This is a genomic window from Cellvibrio sp., assembly GCF_046347455.1.
Lineage (GTDB): Bacteria > Pseudomonadota > Gammaproteobacteria > Pseudomonadales > Cellvibrionaceae > Cellvibrio.
Genome location: NZ_JAXMGC010000001.1, coordinates 99,966 through 119,237, shown reverse-complemented (window position 1 = coordinate 119,237; position 19,272 = coordinate 99,966). Strand labels below are relative to the sequence as shown.

Here is a 19,272-nt window from a genome sequence, read left to right as displayed (position 1 = left end):
ATGACCCATCCCGCTTTTGAATTTATTCGCAGCCAAACAATCGACGCGTTAAAAATCAGCGTTGAAGAGTATCGCCACAAAGTGACGGGGGCGCAGCACATACATTTGGTAGCGGATAACCAAGAGAACGTTTTTTTGGTCGCTTTACGTACAGTTCCGCATGACTCAACGGGTGTAGCTCACATACTAGAACACACCGCACTGTGCGGTAGCGAAAGATATCCAGTACGCGATCCGTTTTTTATGATGGTACGTCGTTCGTTAAATACCTTTATGAATGCGTTTACCAGTTCTGATTGGACTGCCTACCCTTTTGCGAGCCAAAATCAAAAAGATTTTAATAACTTGTTGGACGTATATCTGGATGCGGTTTTTTTCTCGCGTCTAGATGAGCTCGATTTCGCACAAGAAGGTCATCGCATTGAATTCGCTGAAGCAGACAACCCAAACTCTGACTTGGTTTATAAAGGTGTTGTGTTCAATGAAATGAAAGGTGCCATGAGTTCTGTTCCTTCACAGCTTTGGCACACGCTTTGTAAATATCTTTATCCCACGACCACTTATCATTTCAACAGCGGCGGCGAGCCCGAAGATATTCCAAAATTGACCTATCAGGAATTGAAGAATTTTTATCGCACACACTATCATCCCAGTAATGCGATTTTTATGACCTACGGCAATATTCCTGCGCAAGTACATCAGGAAAAATTTGAAACCCAAGCTTTATCCCGTTTTGAAAAACTGGACTCTATTATCAGCGTACCCGATGAAAAGCGCTATCACTCACCAATTGCAGTGGAAGAATTTTATCCCGCAGAAGACGATGACGACCTCGCCAACAAAAACCACATTGTGCTGGCGTGGCTATTAGGTAAAACCACAGATCTAGAGGAGAGCCTTGAAGCGCAGTTGCTTTCCAATATTTTGTTGGATAACTCTGCCTCTCCCCTACAACAGGTATTGGAAACGACAGACTTGGGTCAAGCGCCCTCCCCCTTGTGCGGAATGGATGATTCCTCGCGCGAAATGGCGTTTGTTTGCGGTCTCGAAGGTTGCTTACTGGAAAATGCGAACAAGGTAGAAGAGTTAATTCTTTCAACGTTGAAAACTGTAGCCGAAGACGGAATTCCCTTGAGCCAAATCGAAGCATCGTTGCATCAACTTGAACTGCAGCAGCGCGAGGTTGGTGGTGATGGCTATCCTTATGGTTTGCAGTTAATTTTAACAAGTTTAACGTCTGCAACTCATCGCGGTGATCCAATTGCGCTTCTTGATATGGATGCTGCTCTTAAAAAGCTTCATGAGAAAATCAAACAACCGGATTTCATTTCGAATTTGATTAAGAAATGGCTCTTGGATAATAACCATCGCGTTCGTTTGATCATGAAGCCGGATACGCAACTGAATTCTCGTATTCAACTGGCGGAATCAACACAGCTCGCAAAGATTAAATCCCAATTATCTGCGGCAGATAAACAAAATATCATCGCTCGTTCGCATGCATTGCAAGCGCGCCAACTTCAAGAAGATGACGAAACGATTCTTCCGAAAGTTGGGTTGGAGGATATTCCTAAACATTTACATTACACACCCGGCACTCACGAATCCTTCAATGATTATCCATTGCGCTGCTACAGCGCAGGAACCAATGGACTGGTGTATCAGCAAATCACCTTCCGGATGCCCGAGCTCACAAGAGAACAAATTAAACTCCTACCTTTTTATTGTTCTTTTATAACAGAGTTGGCGTTAGGCGAGAAAAATTATCTTGATGTTCAGCGCTGGCAAGCTGAAGTCGTTGGCGGCATTCGCGCTTTCAGTAGTATTCGTGGAACTGGCGATGATGTACAAAAAATTGATGCTTACATCACCCTGTCTGCAAAAGCCTTAAACCGAAATCAAGTCGCCATGAGCGAACTCATGAAGGCGACCTTGAAAGAAGTTCGTTTTGACGAACATGAGCGCTTGCGCGAATTAATCACGCAGAAGCGTGCGCGTTCAGAGCAAGGTGTAACAGGACACGGGCACAGCCTGGCAATGACATTAGCCAGCGCAGGTATGAGCCCAGCTGCAAAGCTCGCGCACGAGTTAGGCGGATTAACGGGCATCGCCGAACTTAAATCTATAGATAACCAGCTCGATGACAAGGCTAAACTGCGTGAGTTCGCGCAAAACCTTATGCAAATCCATCAGCTTATGCTGAACGCACCTTTGCAATTTCTTATTGTGGGCGAAGAAGAGCATTTGGATACATATCGCGCAACCTTGGCCGTACTATGGCCAGCACAAACCAACACAAGCCCCTTTGAACGTTTTAAATTTCCCCTAGTGGCTGAGCAAATAAAGCAAGCCTGGTTAACCAATACGCAAGTGAATTTTTGTGCAAAAGCATACCCAACCGTTCCGGCCGATCATCCTGATGCAGCACCTTTAACCGTTTTGGGTGGATTTTTACGAAATGGTTATTTACATCGCGCCATTCGCGAGCAAGGTGGTGCTTATGGCGGTGGAGCAAGTCAGGACAATACCATCGCTGCATTCCGCTTCTATTCGTACCGCGACCCGCGTCTCACCGAAACTCTCGGCGATTTCGATGAGTGTTTGAAGTGGCTGCAGGAAACAAAACATAGCCATCAAGCGCTCGAGGAGGCCATTCTCGGTGTTATCGGCAGCATCGATAAACCCGGATCACCCGCTGGTGAGGCGAAAACAACCTATCAGGCCGAACTTTTTGGTCGTACCCGTGAGAAGCGTGAAGCATTCAGAAGTCGCATTGTGCAAGTCACCATTGACGATCTTTTGCGTGTTGCGAAGCACTATTTGATTCCCGAGCGAGCCAGCATAGGTGTTTTGAGCCACGCCGGACAGCAAGAGAAGTTGCAATCGCTGGGGCTTGAAATTCACCAATTGTAAGACTTCGGCAAGACCTGCCTGATTAAACTTTTGCCGACCGTCTTTAAAGAAAAATTAGCCCTCAGCTATTCTAAAGCTTTGAAGGCGTTCGCAAAAAGCACGGATGAACCATGGCAAAAAAATCCACAATCGGCGATTATGGCGTAATAATCTTAATAACTGAGCCTTAGCATGATGCTTGTCCACCCACTCGAATACAGTGCAGCGACTCACCCGGGTCTTAAGCGCGAAAACAATGAGGATTGTTTTCTAAGCGCTCCTGACGTGGATCTATGGGTTGTTGCAGACGGTATGGGTGGCCATGATGCCGGTGAAGTTGCCAGCGCTATAGTCCGTGAAACTTTCGAAAAGCTGGCTGAAGCAGGCAGAGCATTCAGCTTGCAAGATGCCATCCAAAAATCCCACGAAGAAATCCTCAGCTCTGCCGACAAAGGAATCGGCGCCATCGGCATGGGCTCTACGGTAGTTGCCCTACTTAGCCAGAAAAAAAATTACCAGATCGCTTGGGTTGGCGATAGTCGCGCATATCTTTGGTCGCCGGATGATAACGGAGGGAAGCTTACCCGTCTAACCACAGATCATTCCTATGTACAGATGCTCTATACCTCCGGCGCGATTACAGCAGAAGAAGTCGAAACACACCCCGATAAAAATATCATTACCCAATGCTTAGGTATGCAAGAACTCTCGCAGGTTAAGGTGGATATTACACAGGGGCAATGGCAAAAGGATCAGTGGATTTTACTCTGCAGCGATGGCTTAACCGATGAGCTTAGTGATGAATCCATTGCACAAATTCTGGAGCACAGCCCGAATAGCCTAACGGCTGTGGACCAGCTATTGCATGAAGCACTTACCAACGGCGGGCGCGACAACATTACCTTACAAATAATTGAATCTCCTCTCGTGGCGGACTCACTTAGCAGCCGGTTTTGGAATTGGATTCCGTCAATTACAAACAATCGAACCTGGGACGCAATTATTTTTTTTAGCGCAATCACCATTTTGTTGGGATTGCTAATAAATACGCTTAGATAATTTGATTATTTCGTTGCAATAAACGTAAAAAGAAACCAAGCACAATATGGCACTACAAATACCGGGTTATCGCATAATCCGAAAAATAAATCAGGGCGGAATGTCCACCGTCTACCTCGCAATTCAAATTAGCGTGGGGCGTATTGTCGCACTTAAGGTCATGAATCCCAGCCTCACCAGCGACCCCGCGTTTAGTGAGCGTTTTCAGCGTGAGGCGACCATTGTCGGCCAGTTATCGCATCCCAACATTGTCGCAATTTACGATATTGGTCGTGCCGACGATTTAAATTACATTGCCATGGATTATTTACCCAATGGTTCTGTACACGACAAAATGATTAAAGGAATGACCGCAGAAGAAGCACTGCGAGTCACCAAAGAAATTGCTAACGCACTCGACCATGCTCATGAAAAAGGCTATATCCATCGCGATATAAAACCTGAAAATATTTTATTCCGTGCTGACAACTCCGCCGTTCTTTCTGACTTTGGTGTTGCAAAGGGCATTGTGGGTGTTTCGCGCATGACGCACGTTGGTACAGTCGTCGGAACACCGCATTACATGAGCCCGGAACAAACGCGCGGACAAACAGTAGATGCGCGCTCAGATCTATACAGTTTGGGTGTTTTGTTTTTTGAAATGCTAACCGGTTTTTTGCCGTACCAAGGTGAAGATACAGTTACCATCGCGTTAAAGCACATAAGCGCACCAATTCCAAAATTACCGCCGCAGTATCAAGCCTATCAAAAAATGCTTGAGAAATTTTTGGCGAAAGATCCTACTGACCGTTTTCAGTCGGGCCAAGAGGTAAGCGAAGCAATCGATCAATTGGATGCAGCCGCGCGTACACCTTATGTGCCGTCTGCCACACCGGAAGATTTATCGGTAATGGCATTAATTCGTGCATTGCTTGCGGCAACAGCTCACGCAATAAGATGGCGCTGGAATCGATTAATCAATTTGCGTTGGAATAAAGAGGAAGGCTTCCACACACGTAAATCCTTTAACGACTCCGTGTTCGGCAGTGAAATAGCACCGACGATTTTTGCAACACGCATACAACAAGCAACTCACATAAACCCGCTGCTTTTCAAAACGGGTAAACGCGCCTCACGAATCTTATTGATTGCCTTAATTACAATTGCGCTTTGGTGTCTACTCAGCGTTTTACTCGTCTCTAGCTTCAAGCGACAAGTTAACCAATTTCCCGCATTTCTCAAAACACCTTTGCAGACAACGGCGAGTATTTTTATTTCATCGCCAAAAGTTGCTCCGCCTCAAACCCTTAAAAAAATGGCGGTGTCTTCCGTGTCATCGAGCGTAAGTTCATCGCTGGCAATGAGCGCGGCAGTTTCGTCTGAAGCGATTTCTTCTGATGCATCAAGTCAATCATCTTTGGTTCAATCCTCATCAAGCCAATCCTCATCGAGCTCCGTCGCAACCTATACACTTTCAGTAAAGGTAATACCGGAAGATGCACGCATACGTTTATTAAATATTCCCGCAAAATATAAAGAAGGCATTACCCTCCCCTCAGGCCGATACAATATCGAAGTATCCAAATCGGGTTACAAAACCAAGACCGAGTGGTTGGAAATAAAAAACGACGCATTGAAAGCTACTTTCACACTCGAAGCTGAACCTGATGTTAGCAATCCGGCAAAAGCAACTATCCCGAATATTGTTTACGGTGGAAAAAATGCACCTGCAATGATTAGAATCCCTGCAGGAAGTTTCACCATGGGTAATGATCGCAATCTTCATTCATCACCGGCTCACAAGGTAACTCTCAAAGCCTTTGCAATCGGCAAATACGAGGTCACCTTCGAGGAATATGACTTTTTTGCGAAGTCCACCAACAAGCCATTGCCAGGAGACAACGGTTGGGGACGCGAAGATCGCCCTGTAATACATGTGAGCTGGAACGATGCATTGGCTTATACACAATGGCTAAGCAAAACCACCGGTAAGAAATTCAGGCTGCCTACGGAAGCCGAATGGGAATACGCAGCTCGCGCGGGAACAAGCACCACCTATTGGTGGGGTGAAGATGAAGCAGAAGCAAAAGGCAAAGCAAATTGCCGTCGCGGTTGCTTGAGCAATTTCTCTGGACTCTTTGGAAGCAAAACAGCTCCGGTAGGAAATTACACACCCAATCTATTTGGCTTATACGACATGGCGGGCAACGTATCTGAATGGGTACAAGACTGTTATCAGGATAATTACAATAATGCCAGTAGCACTGGCGCGGCTGCGGAAGAGAAACAATGTACGGGGCGCGTTGTTCGTGGTGGTTCCACCAAAGATAATGTGCAGCACTTGAGCACTAGCGCACGCGATAATATTCCGTCTGGATATCTCAATGAAACCTTGGGATTCCGCGTTGTCATGGAATTGAATTAACTCGATAAGCCGACGGGTCGATGACATAGAGTTTTCAACCCGTCTACCCCTCGCAAAAGCTTCCATATTTTTTGAATAATTCGTCTGCAAATCTTTACGCGACTTTTTATTTTCAATCAATTTGTCTTATAGAATTACTATAGTAATGTATAAGCATTGCTGTTAGCATTTAAACACAAGTGGGCAATAACCAACATCAATTTGCCCTATAAATAAAGCGTCAAATACAGCTTTAAACAGCCCCTGTGTATCTCCGCCCAAGCTTTAAAAAATTAGTTTTTTGATTCAAAAAAAACGAGCCCGAAACCTGTCATATTTTTATAAAATAACTTTTAGGAAGAACAACGTGGATAAATTATCAGCAATCACCAGACGAAATATGCTTTTGGGAACTGCAGGCCTTGCAGGTGCTTTGAGTATTCCATCCTATGCTGTAGCTTCAACATCAGCACCACTAAAAGGCGTAATTAATACCAACAAAAAATTTCCACCCATTAATCCCTATATTTACGGTGGGTTCCTTGAGCACGGCGCCAATATTATTAACCACACCATGTGGGCTGAAGTCTTGCATGACCGCAAATTTTATTACGGCGTTTTAGCTGCTGAAGAACCAAAACCGGATCCAGCGGACTTCCGTGCTTCTATGGCTTACATTCATAAATGGACAGCTGTTGGTTCCGTTTCCGATATTTCAATGGATGAAGCTCATCCTTACGTAGGTAAACACAGTCCGAAAATTAAATTGTCCTCTTCACCAACAGGTATTGCTCAGTCGCACATTGGACTCGTTGGTGGCAAAGCTTACAGCGGTAGAATTGTCATTAGCGCCGAGCAAGATACGGATATTTCGGTAACGCTGGTTGAAGGCAAAAATAAACAAACCGTGAAAGTAAATGCATCCAAAGAATGGAACACTGCACCCTTAAAATTCACAGCCAAAACCGACACAACTGAAGCGCGCTTAGAAATTACTGCAACAGGTTCAGGTAGTTTCCGCGTAGGTGCCGTTTCTTTGATGCCTGCGGATAACATCAATGGTTTCCGTGCGGACACAATCGCATTGATGAAAGAGATGGACTGCAAAATTTTACGTATGCCCGGCGGCAACTTTATTTCTGCTTACGACTGGAAAAATACGATTGGTGATCAAGACAAACGTCCACCGATTTTTGATCCCGTTTGGAAAGCATTACAACCTAACGACGCAGGTTTGGATGAGCTGCTGCATATGTGTGAGCTTATTAACTGCGAGCCTTACTGGTGTGTAAACACTGGCTACGGTGAACCGCGCTCCGGCGCGGAAATTGTAGAGTACGTAAACGGTGCGGCAGATACTTTCTGGGGCGCCAAGCGTGCAGCCAACGGTCGCAAAGAACCCTACAAAGTTAAATACTGGAATATTGGTAACGAGATGTACGGCCACTGGCAATTCGGCCACATGTCACGCGATCAATATGTAATTAAACACAACCTGTTTGCAGATGCGATGCGCGAAGTTGATCCATCAATTTACATCATCGCGCCCGGTGGTTTTGTAGACGAAATGACAACAGGTCAAGGCATCTTTATTGAAGGTCAGCCTGAAGTAAAAGTGGGTTCCGAGCGCGACTGGGCCTACGGTATGTTTAAATATTGCAAAGGCAAATTTGATGCTCTCGCAACTCACGCCTATCCTCCAGAAAATAAACGTTTTGATTTAAAAACCGGAAAGCTTTTTGATGTTAAGCAATCATTAACGGAATGGGCAAGACAACCCGCTCAACGTGTTGCAACCATGGCAGACGCGTGGGAAGAATACAAAAAAGCATTCCCCGAATTAAATGACGGAAAAGTTAAAGTATTTTTTGACGAATGGGCATTTAGTTTCCGCGACAGCATGAAAGGTACTTTGGCGGTTGCGATTGCATTCCATGAGTTCTTCAAGCACACAGACTTCATCGATATGGCCGGCTACACCATGGCAACAGCGTGGATGAACGTTAACCCTACCGGCTCAACAATCAGTGCTAAAGGTCGTGTATTCCAGTTGTACAACAAACATTTCGGAAGCATTCCCGTGGATGTGAGCGGTAATTCTCCGCAACCGGCACCGCAATATCCTGCCGGCGGTGATCAACCTAAAGTGAATACCGGAAGTGCAACCTACCCACTCGATGTGATGGCAGCGCTTACCAAAGACGAACAAGTACTGACTGTTGCCGTGGTTAACCCCACCGAAACATCGCAAAGTTTGGATTTATTCTTTGAAGGCTTCAGCGCAAGTGCGAAAGGAAAGACTTGGACATTAGTTGGAAAAAGCCTCGATGCAACCAATGCAGTAGGCAAAAAACCAGAAGTTGTGATTCAAGAGGGAAGTTTCGATGCGCGCTCAACGCGCTTTGAGATTGCCCCAGCAACGATTAAGATTTTTCACTTTGCGAAAAATGCTTAATTAAGAAATTAAAATTAGGTAGTAAAAAAGCGGAGGCTAAATACCTCCGCTTTTTTATTTAGTCTTTCTTTAACACCGCAACAAACATGGCATCTGAATTTTGCTCGGGCGAACCCAACATTTTTTGGTAGACCAGCTTAAACTCAGGGTAAGTATTTAATAACCAATCAACCTGCCCTTCATTTTCCGCGCACTGCCAGCTACAGGTTGCATACACCAAATGACCTTGGGCGCGCACGGCTTTAACAGCATTGCCCAAAATTTTTTGCTGCAGGCTGACGAGTTCTTGTGAATCCGTTGCGCTAAAACGCCAACGCGCATCAGGGTTACGTCGCCAAGTGCCCGAGGAACTACAGGGGGCATCCACCAACACCCAATCGAAACCTTGTTGTTGGGCAATCTCTTTAGGTAGGCTTAAGGGCTCGTCACCAGACCATTCAAAACTGCGAATGTTGTGAAACTCAGCGCGCTTACTTCTGCGCTTTAACTCGTCCAACTTATAGCCGTGTAGATCCGTTGCTATAACGACACCTTTGTTGTTCATCCGCGCGGCAATCGCTAAAGATTTTCCGCCTGCACCGGCACAAGCATCCCATACTTTTTGTCCTGGCTTTACATCGACCGCGAGTGCAATTTGCTGGCTAGCCAAGTCCTGAATTTCAACCCAACCTTCTTTATGAGCTTGCGCGCCGGACAAATGTTTTCCGCCCGCTGCAAACAAACGGCCCTCATTATCTAATTCAACATGAACAGAATCTTGCTGAAGTTTTTTAACAACATCTTCTAGGGGAATACTTTTTTGAATTCGCAACCACAGTGGCGGTGTTGTGTTTTGCTGTTCAATGAATGCTGTTAATTGTTCATGAGTCCAATTGGAAGCTAGTCTCCGTTCTTCTAATAACCCCAACCACTGAGGGCGTAACCCAGCCCACAAGAGCAAATCTTCTGGTTGTTCACTTACACTAAAATACTTCTCTAATTTTTCGAACCACTCTTTGCGCGCGGCCGAATCGCGCAAGGCTTTGGGCGCTGCATTTTCATTTTTTTCGCGCAGCGCAATCCAAAACCAAAAACCCGCAACAGGAATTTTTTTAGCGCTAGATTTATCCCATGTCTTATCCCACGCAGACCAGTCGGGAATTTCATTTTGCTGGTAGCTATGCTCCATTGCACAAGCAAGTTGGAAGTAACGCATGGCGGAAAACATGCACAAGCTAAGTTCACGATTTTGGTTTTTTGATGTGGCGAATTCAGAATAAGGATTAGTATTTTTGCGGAGTTGGTTTTTTAACCATTTATCCAGTGCAGCCCATTCGTTCTGCGCCAACCAATTGCGCCATAAATCAAATAGGGTGTCGTAAGGAATTTTGTTAGGGATTGCCATTGCGGTGCTCACAGACTGAAATAGCCGCCTAGTATACGCGGGATACGCTCCCGCCTCACCCTATTAAGTGGCCATTATGCGGGCCTGGAACCAAAGGATGACGGGATAAGCCGCAGGCCATATCCAAAAAAAGCGGTTTAGACCAAACAAACACGCGTTTGCCAAGTGAAAAGTCGCAGCAATTACAAGGGCGACAATAAGTGCGTAGTGATTCAAGAGCGCGAGAGGAAACAACAGCTCAAAAATCATCACCGCCCAACTCATGCTAAACATAAGCTTGGGGTAGGTAGACCAACGGCGAACACTTTGGCTAACGGGGTAAGCCGTTATTGCAAAAACATCAGTCAAGGCTTTGCCATTTCGCCATTCAGGGTTAATGACCTTGATGTAACCCGCTTGAAAATACGAAAAGCTTAGCTGGAACGCTAAGTAACCTAATGCAATTTCACGCCAGAATTGCGTGGGTGCGATGTGAGATAAAAACAAACACAAGAGCACCAGAACACTCATGCAATCACTTCCACCACAATAGGGGCCTTGGAAGCGGTACAACAAAACACACGCAATAATTAATAAACCTGCTTCAACCGCAACTGGGTAAATACCAAACAGCAATAATACAGAAAGCCAAAATCGAATGTAGCCCCAAGCTTTCTCCGGTTGTAATCCACGAATAAATTCCAAGCTCTGCTGCGCATAAGCAAATGCAAGAATAATTTCTGAACAGCGAACGGCTTGCTCGATTAGCATTTATCGGCCTCCGTTTGCTCCTTCTTCAGTAAGTCTTCCAAAATAAGAACGGGCGTCGCCGTAAAAGTCACAGGTTGCACTATGCCATGCTCTTCACGCATAAGCGCAACGAGTCTGTAGGTAAAAAATGCACAATGTGGTTTTACCGCAATCTCTCCAGCTCGAACAGCGGCGAGCAGCCGCTTCATAATTTCATGCTCGCGCATATTGGAATAACCTTCAAACAAACGCTCGGCGCAGGTATTGATATAAAGCGTTTCATTCCACTCAGGATTGTGAAATAAACGAAACAACCCGCGCTTGAAGCCAACTTCTTTAATCGGCGGACGAAGCTCAAACCACTCTTCTGCCTCCGCTGACTCACTTTCTAAAAAGGCATACTGAATTCGTGGCGATGGACCAATACCACTGAAAAACCGCCAAGAGGGAAAAATTACGGGAAGGATAAGATTTAACATAGAAAATTATTGTTCTAGTCCATTTGGATTTAGTGTAGCTCACTTCCTTGTGATTTGTGCAGGCAGGACTTTTACAGCGCTTGCTTCTTCAGCTTTTCAATTTGATCCCGCAGTTTAGCAGCGGCTTCGAATTCCAAATCTTTTGCGGCTTGGAACATTTGCTTTTCCAACAACTCAATGGATTTCCAAATATTTTTAGGATCAACCGCAACGGAGTATTTGCCTTGCTTTTCCGCCACTGCTGCGCGATTGCGAGCTGCACGACCACCAGCTCCAGGCACAACAGACGTCTCCATAATATCCTGAACATTTTTGCGTATTCCTTTCGGCGTAATATTGTGGAGCGTGTTAAACGCAATTTGTTTTTCACGGCGACGTTCGGTTTCATCGATTGCGCGCTTCATGGAATCGGTAATTTTATCCGCATAAAGAATGGCTTTTCCGTTCAGGTTACGCGCCGCACGGCCAATGGTTTGAATTAAGGAGCGATCTGAACGTAAGAAACCTTCTTTATCCGCATCGAAAATACACACCAGCGAAACCTCTGGCATATCCAAACCTTCACGCAAAAGGTTAATACCAACCAATACGTCGAACTCGCCCATACGGAAATCGCGAATAATTTCCATACGCTCAACCGTATCTATATCCGAGTGCAAATAACGCACACGCGTGCCGTGCTCTGTTAAATATTCTGTGAGGTCTTCCGCCATACGCTTGGTGAGAACCGTAATTAGCACGCGCTCGTCTTTCTCTACACGCATGCGAATTTCGGAGAGCGAATCATCTACCTGCGTACCTGCGGGGCGAACTTCAATTTCCGGGTCAACCAAACCTGTGGGGCGCACGATTTGTTCAACCACCTGCCCTGCATGTTCACCTTCGTATTTACCCGGCGTTGCAGAAACGAAAATCATCTGTGGCGCAAGCCGTTCCCACTCGTCGAAACGCATGGGGCGGTTATCTAAGGCCGATGGCAAACGGAAGCCATACTGAACGAGGGTTTCTTTACGCGAGCGGTCACCTTTATACATGGCGCCGATTTGCGGAACTGTTACGTGGGATTCATCCAACACCAAGAGTGCATTCGACGGCAAATAATCAAATAGCGTTGGCGGCGGCTCGCCGGGTTGACGACCCGATAAATAGCGGGAATAGTTTTCAATACCGTTGCAATAGCCCAGCTCTTGCATCATTTCCAAATCGTAACGCGTACGCTCTTCCAAGCGCTGCACTTCAATTAATTTATTGTTTTCCCGCAACTGCTCTAAACGCTCGCGTAGCTCTTCTTTGATTTGATCGATAGCTTCCAGAATTGTCTCGCGCGGTGTTACGTAGTGTGATTTGGGGTAAATGCTGATGCGAGCAATTTTGCGCAATACTTCGCCTGTTAAAGGATCAAAGATGGAAATATTTTCAATTTCATCGTCGAAGAGTTCAACGCGTACCGCATCGCAATCTGAATCAGCGGGATAAATATCAATAACATCGCCACGTACACGATAGTTCGCGCGATAAAAATCCACATCATTGCGCGTGTACTGCAATTCAGCCAAACGACGCAAAATAGAACGCTGATCAATTTTATCGCCGCGCACCAAATGCAGCAGCATTTTCATATAGGCTTCGGGATCGCCTAGACCGTAAATTGCCGATACTGTTGCAACAACGATTGCATCTTTGCGCTCCATTAAGGCTTTGGTTGCGGACAAACGCATTTGCTCAATATGCTCATTCACCGACGAATCTTTTTCGATAAAGGTATTAGATGAAGGAACGTAAGCTTCCGGTTGATAGTAATCGTAATAGGAAACGAAATACTCAACCGCGTTCTTAGGAAAAAACTCTTTGAATTCACCGTAAAGTTGTGCGGCTAACGTTTTGTTATGAACCATTACCAAGGTCGGTCGTTGAATTTCGGCAATCACATTCGCAATGGTAAATGTCTTGCCTGAGCCGGTTACCCCTAAAAGCGTTTGGTGCGCTAGGCCGGCGTTAATTCCTTCCACCAATTTCGCAATGGCGACGGGTTGATCGCCGGCGGGAGGAAATTCACTTTGTACTTGAAAGAGTTTGCTCATTAGCAGATTGGTTTCCCATTAATTGGTTAAGAACTCACATGATGGCAGCTATCGTAATGGCTCAGACCGACAAGTTATGTCAGGAGTCGTGCTTGCCTTTGCACGCGATAGGCAAGCACTCTTTAAATATCTCGGCGAGGCGTTTTGCGCCGGGTCCCGCAAATTCTTTATCCGCAAAGGTTAGGTACACCGGCCCTTCCCGCTCAGAGCCTACCTCCACTGGTAGATACTTTAAGGTTCCGGCCTCTATATCGTCTTTCGTGTAGGCATCTGGCAACCAGGCGTAGCCTAACCCCATACGAATCGCATCAAGTGAGGTTTTGATGTGGCTCACTGTCCAGCGCTGATCAGCCTCTTGCCATCCTACGGTGTGACGACGGTATTGGCCTGAATCACGCACGACGATTTGGCGATGCTGGCGCATATCCTCGTAAGTCACTTCGCGTCCCAACATCTGTAGCGGGTGATCTGCACTCGACACTCCGTGAAACTTGGCCGTCATCACCTTATCGCCAATAAATCCGGCAGGTACGAAACCGCCAATCGCCAAATCAACCTGCCGCTTGAGCAACATGTCTTCGGTACCGCTAAGTACGGTTTCGTAATATTCAACCCGAGTATCAGGAAAGTCTTTGGCAAACAAGGATAAGCAATAAAGTACTTTGGCAGGCGGAACAATAATGTCGACTGCGATTTTTACAAGCGGCTCGACATGAATGGACAAGCACTCTGCCGATTTCTCCAGTCGCTCGGCTTGTTCCAGAAGCTGCTTTGCTCGTCGATAAAGCAATTCACCCGAAGGCGTAGCCACCGCTTTTCGCCCCTGCAGGTTGAATACCTTAACGCCGAGCGCTGTTTCGAGCTGTGCTATGGCGTACGAAACGGCGGATTGACTCTTATTGAGCTGCTCAGCGGCTTTGGCGTAACCACCCGCGTCTATCACCGCTAGCAGTGCGCGCCACTGCTCAAGCGTGACCTTGTTTTCTGTAACGGCAGAGCTTGTTGGTGTGTTCATAGGTTTCTTATTTCCACCTTTGATTCAATTTTTCGATCAAATATCGCCAAATATCGCTATTTATCATTCGCTCGTCAAATCATTTAATGGCTTCAAGGCGACAAGCCTACTTACAAACCCAATGAACAGACTGGTGAGGATTTTAAGATGAGCACTTTATTACAGATTAACAGCAGCCTTTTTAGCGACCACGGCAACTCAAGCGCATTGGCTAACGAGTTCGTTCAAAACTGGGTAGCCAAACACCCAGACGGCAAAGTAATTGTTCGCGACTTGGCCAAGAACCCAATTCCACACTTGGACTCTGCAACCGTACAGGCTTTCTTCACACCTGCAGAAAGCCGTACTGCCGAGCAGCAAGAAGCCGTGCAGCTCTCTGACACCTTGGTGGCTGAATTAGCTAGCGCAGATGCAGTTGTGATTGGTGTGCCTTTATACAACTTTGGTGTACCTTCAACATTGAAAGCCTACTTTGACCAATTGGCGCGTGCTGGTGTGACTTTCAAATACACCGAAACGGGCCCAGTAGGATTGTTGGCAGACAAACCTGTGTATTTCATTGCAGCGCGTGGTGGTTTCCATGTAGGTAAAGATTCAGACTCACAAACAGCATTTTTGAATTCGTTCTTTAACTTCCTGGGCATTAAATCCATCAATTACATTTACGCGGAAGGTTTAAGCATTAGTGATGCAAAAGAGAAGTCTTTAACCGAAGCGCGTCGTGAAATTGAGCAGGCGACCGCCGCCTGATAAATAAATCAGGCTATGATAGCGAACCAACATCACTCAACATCGAGGTGAACAAGATGCAAAAGCAACTCCAGCAAATTATTCCAGCCCGAGCCACCAGCGATGGTGCGGGAGTGCGCATTAAGCGCAGCTTGGGGCAAACGCAAAACGCACGCTTTGATCCTTTTTTGATGTTGGATGAATTTGGTTCAGAGAGCGCCAGTGATTATATTGCTGGCTTTCCATCGCATCCGCATCGCGGTTTTGAAACTGTTACTTATATGCTTGAAGGTCACATGCTGCATGAAGACCACATGGGCAATAAAGGACATTTAAAAAATGGCGATGTGCAATGGATGACCGCAGGCCGCGGCATTATTCACTCCGAAATGCCGCAGCAAGAGCACGGTTTAATGCGCGGTTTTCAGTTGTGGCTAAATTTACCTGCAGCGGAAAAAATGAAACCTGCACACTACAAAGATATTCCGTCTAGCGAAATTCCGGTCGCGCAGCTTTCTAACGGTGGTTGTATAAAGGTTATCGCAAACACAGCGGTAATTGATGGCAAGGTCGTTAGCGGCCCTATTCAAGGTCTTACTACCCAAGCGATTTACTGGGATGTGCATTTGTCCCTGAGCGGAAAATTTGATCACGCAATTCCAGCAACGCACAATACCTTTATTTATGTTTATGAAGGTGCTATTGCGATTGGTGAAGATGCGCGCAAATTGGAAGCAGGCAACGCTGGGCTCTTAGGTGCGGGTGATGAAATAGCGGTAATTGCTTTGAGCGAAGACACGCGCTTTATTTTGCTGGCAGGTATTCCACTCAAAGAACCTATCGCACAGTACGGTCCCTTTGTGATGAATACGCCTGATGAAATTGAACAAGCCATTCAAGATTATCGCAGTGGCGCATTGATCAACTACTAAAAAAACAGGCTTTGGTTGAATTCAACATCAACCAAAGCCTTTTTAATGCGCTTACCTTCCTTGAGCGTAAGCCTGCATATAAGACTTCAACAAGGTTTCATTTGCTTTTACAAAAGCAATATCTCCCGCCGGCGCATTTAACACTGCCGAATCTGTTTTAGCGCGCAATGCTTTTTTTTGATCCTCGGATAAATGCGCCATTTTCTCTTCAAAAAAATAAGCAGCAATTGCGTTACCCAAGCGCGTGCTTAAACGCATGTATTCGCCCACCGACTTCCAACCGTGGCGGCTAACAATGGGCTGAACTGTGTTAAGTAAATTATTCTTTTGTAGAAAGGCGGTAATTTTTGCATCTTGTTCAGCTGCAGGCAGCGCTTCAAATTTTTTTAAATCTTCCTCAGTTTTGTTCATAGGCTCCAATACCTGAACGACATTTGCAAAATCACGATTGGAGTTCATCCACCGTTTTACCGATTCCACATTCAGGCTGGTATTATCAGGAAGGAATTGTGCATGCGCAGCGCAGCTTACGAACAAAAACATTGCGATCACATAATGCTTTAAATATTTCATTGTTATCCAGCTCTAATTAATTCTTACTTCGACAATTTTAAGATCACAAGGGTGGCAAACGACCATACCCACCAATAAAACAACACCAGAAATGGCGTTAATAAACCGAGCGACAATCCCGCAAAACCCTTGCCTTCGTAAAAAGGATAAATCACGAACAACTGAACACCGGCGGGAATAAGCGCGAGCACAAGGCTACGCGCAAACACACTACTGGTTAAAACGGGCAACAAAAATAGAAAGCCCCACAATCCTCCCCACACAATATGTGGGTACAACCAAGCGGGCGACAAAGATCCCGCTATATGCACGTTTAAATTGTGCGTGATGCCGTAACGGCTAAATAGCCACATAACAAGGCACTGCAACACTGTGCCCAAACTAGCTGCGGCATAAACAACCAAAGCGTTTTTCATTGTGCCTCTCTTTCATGAAAACTCGAATTATTAGTGCTAGGTCAATGCAGTAGAATTCGTGGTAGTTACAATTGTCAGTAAGCTGCCAATCTTAACATTTTGAAGCAAGCTTATAGGCTTGATAAATGATAATATTTTCGGCACTTCCTATGTAGATCGCACATTCATTACTCTGCTCTGTTGAACCTAATTTTAGCGAACCCTTTATGTATCAATTTTTTGAGAATCTGATCAAGCCCTTCCCACCAGAACATCCAAAGGCCCCGCCTAAAACCCTATTTGCATTCTGTCGTCATTACGCACGCGGCACAGAGTTTTATCTGGTCACTATGGCTCTGTTGACTGGTGCAATCGCCGTCATGGAGGTTTCACTGTTTGGCTTCCTTGGCAAATTGGTTGATTGGTTAAACACTCACAGCCCTGCAAACTTTTGGGATCAATCCCAACATGAATTGTTAATGATGGGCGCAATAGTGTTGATCGGTTTGCCGGTCACCGTTTTGCTGCATGGTCTTATCATGCATCAAACCTTACTCGGCAACTTTCCTATGCGGATTCGCTGGCAAGCTCACCGCTATCTTCTCGGCCAAAGTTATCAGTTTTATCAAAATGAATTTGCTGGCCGCGTAGCAACTAAAGTTATGCAAACTGCGTTAGCGGTGCGCGAAACTATTATGAAGTTGCTGGATGTACTGCTTTATGTGTTTGTTTATTTTTCCAGCATTTTGGTTTTGTTGGGCAGTTTGGATTTACGCCTCGCCCTGCCCCTTGTGATTTGGGTATTGAGCTACGCAGGTCTGCTCTATTACTTTTTACCGCGGCTTGCTAAAACAGCAATGCGCCAGGCAGACGCACGCTCCGATATGACTGGCCGATTGGTTGACACCTACACCAACATCTCTACCGTTAAATTATTTTCCCATTCCAACCGCGAGGCCGAATATGCCAAGCAAGGCATGGAGTATTTTTTAACAACAGTTCATCCACAAATGCGTTTAGCGACTGCATTGAGTTCAAGCGTATGGGCGATTAACGCAGCACTCATTTTCGCCGTTGCTTTCGTGTCTATTTGGCTTTGGAGCAATTTAGCTATTACCACCGGTGCAATTGCGGCGGCGATCGGTTTGGTGTTGCGCCTGAACGGAATGGCGCAATGGATTATGTGGGAGGTATCTGCACTCTTTGAAAATATCGGAACCGCAAAAGACGGTTTGAATACCTTGTCTATACAGCGTGAAGTGCAAGACATAGAAGACGCAAAACCGCTTGCGCTCCCAGCCAGCAATATTGAATTCAAAAACGTTAATTTCAATTACGGCAAACCCGAAGGTCTAATTCGCAATTTTAATCTCGACATTAAATCCGGTGAAAAAATCGGATTGGTTGGTCGCTCAGGCGCAGGGAAATCAACACTCGTGAATTTGCTGTTACGTTTTTACGATGTGGAAAGCGGAAACATTTTGATTAACGGCAACGACATCGCATTGGTACAACAAGAAAGCTTGCGCGCACAAATTGGTATGGTTACGCAGGATACTTCTCTGCTGCATCGCTCCATCCGAGATAACTTGCTTTACGGAAAACCCGATGCAACCGATTCCGATATGATTGAAGCAGCCAAGCAAGCCGAAGCGCACGACTTTATTTTGCAGCTTTCCGACAGCCAAGGCCGTACAGGTTACGATGCTCATGTCGGCGAGCGCGGCGTCAAACTCTCCGGTGGTCAGCGTCAGCGAATTGCCATTGCTCGCGTACTACTTAAGCAAGCACCTATTTTGATTTTGGACGAAGCAACTTCTGCGTTGGACTCTGAAGTTGAAGCCGCGATTCAAACCAACTTGAACAAACTTATGCAAGGCAAAACAGTCATCGCTATCGCCCATCGTTTATCGACAATCGCCGCGTTGGATCGACTTATTGTGTTAGATAAGGGCTGTATTGTTGAACAAGGTACACACCATGAACTGATTGCTCAGGGCGGTATTTACGCGCAGTTATGGGAAAGACAATCGGGTGGATTCTTGGGGGAAATTTAGACTTAGCTAGAGTTTGTTAGTATCCGGCCCCAAAAAAGCTATCTACCCGCTGCTCAGTGATAATTAAATTTAAAACGCCATCATCATCTTCGCATAGCGGAGATCCACC

At 45.8% G+C, this 19,272-nt stretch carries 14 protein-coding genes; 7 read left to right on the top strand and 7 right to left on the bottom strand.

Annotated features, from left to right (window positions below; translation table 11 throughout):
• The 4 genes from U1F02_RS00520 to U1F02_RS00505 all read left to right on the top strand — a co-directional run bounded on the left by U1F02_RS00520 (position 1) and on the right by U1F02_RS00505 (position 8,789).
• Entirely contained in the window at positions 1 to 2,913 is a 2,913-nt protein-coding gene (locus tag U1F02_RS00520; RefSeq protein WP_409988395.1) for an insulinase family protein, read from the top strand.
• 171 nt (positions 2,914 to 3,084) lie between these two features.
• Entirely contained in the window at positions 3,085 to 3,951 is an 867-nt protein-coding gene (locus tag U1F02_RS00515) for a PP2C family protein-serine/threonine phosphatase (protein ID WP_409988394.1), read from the top strand.
• 100 nt (positions 3,952 to 4,051) lie between these two features.
• Positions 4,052 to 6,355, top strand: a complete 2,304-nt coding sequence (locus tag U1F02_RS00510; RefSeq protein ID WP_409988393.1) for a bifunctional serine/threonine-protein kinase/formylglycine-generating enzyme family protein — start codon at positions 4,052 to 4,054, stop codon at positions 6,353 to 6,355.
• Positions 6,356 to 6,701: 346 nt separating this feature from the next.
• Positions 6,702 to 8,789, top strand: a complete 2,088-nt coding sequence (locus tag U1F02_RS00505) for a hypothetical protein (RefSeq protein WP_409988392.1) — start codon at positions 6,702 to 6,704, stop codon at positions 8,787 to 8,789.
• A gap of 58 nt (positions 8,790 to 8,847) precedes the next feature.
• Here the strand turns inward: U1F02_RS00505 and U1F02_RS00500 are convergent, their stop codons facing one another.
• The 5 genes from U1F02_RS00500 to U1F02_RS00480 all read right to left on the bottom strand — a co-directional run bounded on the left by U1F02_RS00500 (position 8,848) and on the right by U1F02_RS00480 (position 14,477).
• A complete protein-coding gene (locus U1F02_RS00500; protein WP_409988391.1) occupies positions 8,848 to 10,173 on the bottom strand; it encodes an RsmB/NOP family class I SAM-dependent RNA methyltransferase in 1,326 nt (441 codons plus the stop codon).
• A 63-nt stretch (positions 10,174 to 10,236) separates the two neighbouring features.
• Positions 10,237 to 10,923, bottom strand: a complete 687-nt coding sequence (locus tag U1F02_RS00495) for an HTTM domain-containing protein (RefSeq protein ID WP_409988390.1) — start codon at positions 10,921 to 10,923, stop codon at positions 10,237 to 10,239.
• Positions 10,917 to 11,381 (bottom strand): hypothetical protein, encoded by a 465-nt coding sequence (locus U1F02_RS00490; protein WP_409988389.1) that lies wholly within the window; start codon positions 11,379 to 11,381, stop codon positions 10,917 to 10,919. The genes U1F02_RS00495 and U1F02_RS00490 overlap by 7 nt, the downstream gene beginning before the upstream one ends.
• A gap of 71 nt (positions 11,382 to 11,452) precedes the next feature.
• Entirely contained in the window at positions 11,453 to 13,462 is a 2,010-nt protein-coding gene (gene uvrB, locus U1F02_RS00485; RefSeq protein ID WP_409988388.1) for an excinuclease ABC subunit UvrB, read from the bottom strand.
• Positions 13,463 to 13,541: 79 nt separating this feature from the next.
• Positions 13,542 to 14,477 (bottom strand): LysR family transcriptional regulator, encoded by a 936-nt coding sequence (locus tag U1F02_RS00480; protein ID WP_409988387.1) that lies wholly within the window; start codon positions 14,475 to 14,477, stop codon positions 13,542 to 13,544.
• Between the two features lie 147 nt (positions 14,478 to 14,624).
• On the opposite strand from U1F02_RS00480, the gene U1F02_RS00475 reads away from it, so the two are divergent.
• Both U1F02_RS00475 and U1F02_RS00470 read left to right on the top strand, forming a co-directional pair.
• Entirely contained in the window at positions 14,625 to 15,227 is a 603-nt protein-coding gene (locus U1F02_RS00475; RefSeq protein ID WP_409988386.1) for an FMN-dependent NADH-azoreductase, read from the top strand.
• Positions 15,228 to 15,283: 56 nt separating this feature from the next.
• Entirely contained in the window at positions 15,284 to 16,138 is an 855-nt protein-coding gene (locus U1F02_RS00470) for a pirin family protein (protein WP_409988385.1), read from the top strand.
• 51 nt (positions 16,139 to 16,189) lie between these two features.
• Here the strand turns inward: U1F02_RS00470 and U1F02_RS00465 are convergent, their stop codons facing one another.
• Positions 16,190 to 16,711, bottom strand: coding sequence for a hypothetical protein (locus U1F02_RS00465; protein WP_409988384.1), 522 nt, complete (start codon positions 16,709 to 16,711; stop codon positions 16,190 to 16,192).
• Between the two features lie 23 nt (positions 16,712 to 16,734).
• Positions 16,735 to 17,127: a hypothetical protein gene (locus U1F02_RS00460; RefSeq protein WP_409988383.1), complete on the bottom strand. Its 393-nt coding sequence runs from the start codon at positions 17,125 to 17,127 to the stop codon at positions 16,735 to 16,737.
• 206 nt (positions 17,128 to 17,333) lie between these two features.
• Between U1F02_RS00460 and U1F02_RS00455 the strand changes: the two genes are divergently transcribed.
• Positions 17,334 to 19,163 carry an ABC transporter ATP-binding protein gene (locus tag U1F02_RS00455; RefSeq protein WP_409988382.1) on the top strand — a complete coding sequence of 610 codons (1,830 nt, stop codon included), beginning with the start codon at positions 17,334 to 17,336 and terminating at the stop codon, positions 19,161 to 19,163.
• Positions 19,164 to 19,272: the final 109 nt, after the last annotated feature.

Excerpts from the sequence above, each read along its gene's own strand:
- U1F02_RS00475 (WP_409988386.1), top strand. The coding sequence starts at position 14,625 with ATGAGCACTTTATTACAGATTAACAGCAGCCTTTTTAGCGACCACGGC.
- U1F02_RS00510 (WP_409988393.1), top strand. The coding sequence starts at position 4,052 with ATGTCCACCGTCTACCTCGCAATTCAAATTAGCGTGGGGCGTATTGTC.
- U1F02_RS00500 (WP_409988391.1), bottom strand. The coding sequence starts at position 10,173 with ATGGCAATCCCTAACAAAATTCCTTACGACACCCTATTTGATTTATGG.
- U1F02_RS00480 (WP_409988387.1), bottom strand. The coding sequence starts at position 14,477 with ATGAACACACCAACAAGCTCTGCCGTTACAGAAAACAAGGTCACGCTT.
- U1F02_RS00465 (WP_409988384.1), bottom strand. The coding sequence starts at position 16,711 with ATGAAATATTTAAAGCATTATGTGATCGCAATGTTTTTGTTCGTAAGC.
- U1F02_RS00460 (WP_409988383.1), bottom strand. The coding sequence starts at position 17,127 with ATGAAAAACGCTTTGGTTGTTTATGCCGCAGCTAGTTTGGGCACAGTG.
- U1F02_RS00455 (WP_409988382.1), top strand. The coding sequence starts at position 17,334 with ATGTATCAATTTTTTGAGAATCTGATCAAGCCCTTCCCACCAGAACAT.
- U1F02_RS00495 (WP_409988390.1), bottom strand. The coding sequence starts at position 10,923 with ATGCTAATCGAGCAAGCCGTTCGCTGTTCAGAAATTATTCTTGCATTT.
- U1F02_RS00515 (WP_409988394.1), top strand. The coding sequence starts at position 3,085 with ATGATGCTTGTCCACCCACTCGAATACAGTGCAGCGACTCACCCGGGT.
- U1F02_RS00470 (WP_409988385.1), top strand. The coding sequence starts at position 15,284 with ATGCAAAAGCAACTCCAGCAAATTATTCCAGCCCGAGCCACCAGCGAT.
- U1F02_RS00490 (WP_409988389.1), bottom strand. The coding sequence starts at position 11,381 with ATGTTAAATCTTATCCTTCCCGTAATTTTTCCCTCTTGGCGGTTTTTC.
- U1F02_RS00520 (WP_409988395.1), top strand. The coding sequence starts at position 1 with ATGACCCATCCCGCTTTTGAATTTATTCGCAGCCAAACAATCGACGCG.
- uvrB (WP_409988388.1), bottom strand. The coding sequence starts at position 13,462 with ATGAGCAAACTCTTTCAAGTACAAAGTGAATTTCCTCCCGCCGGCGAT.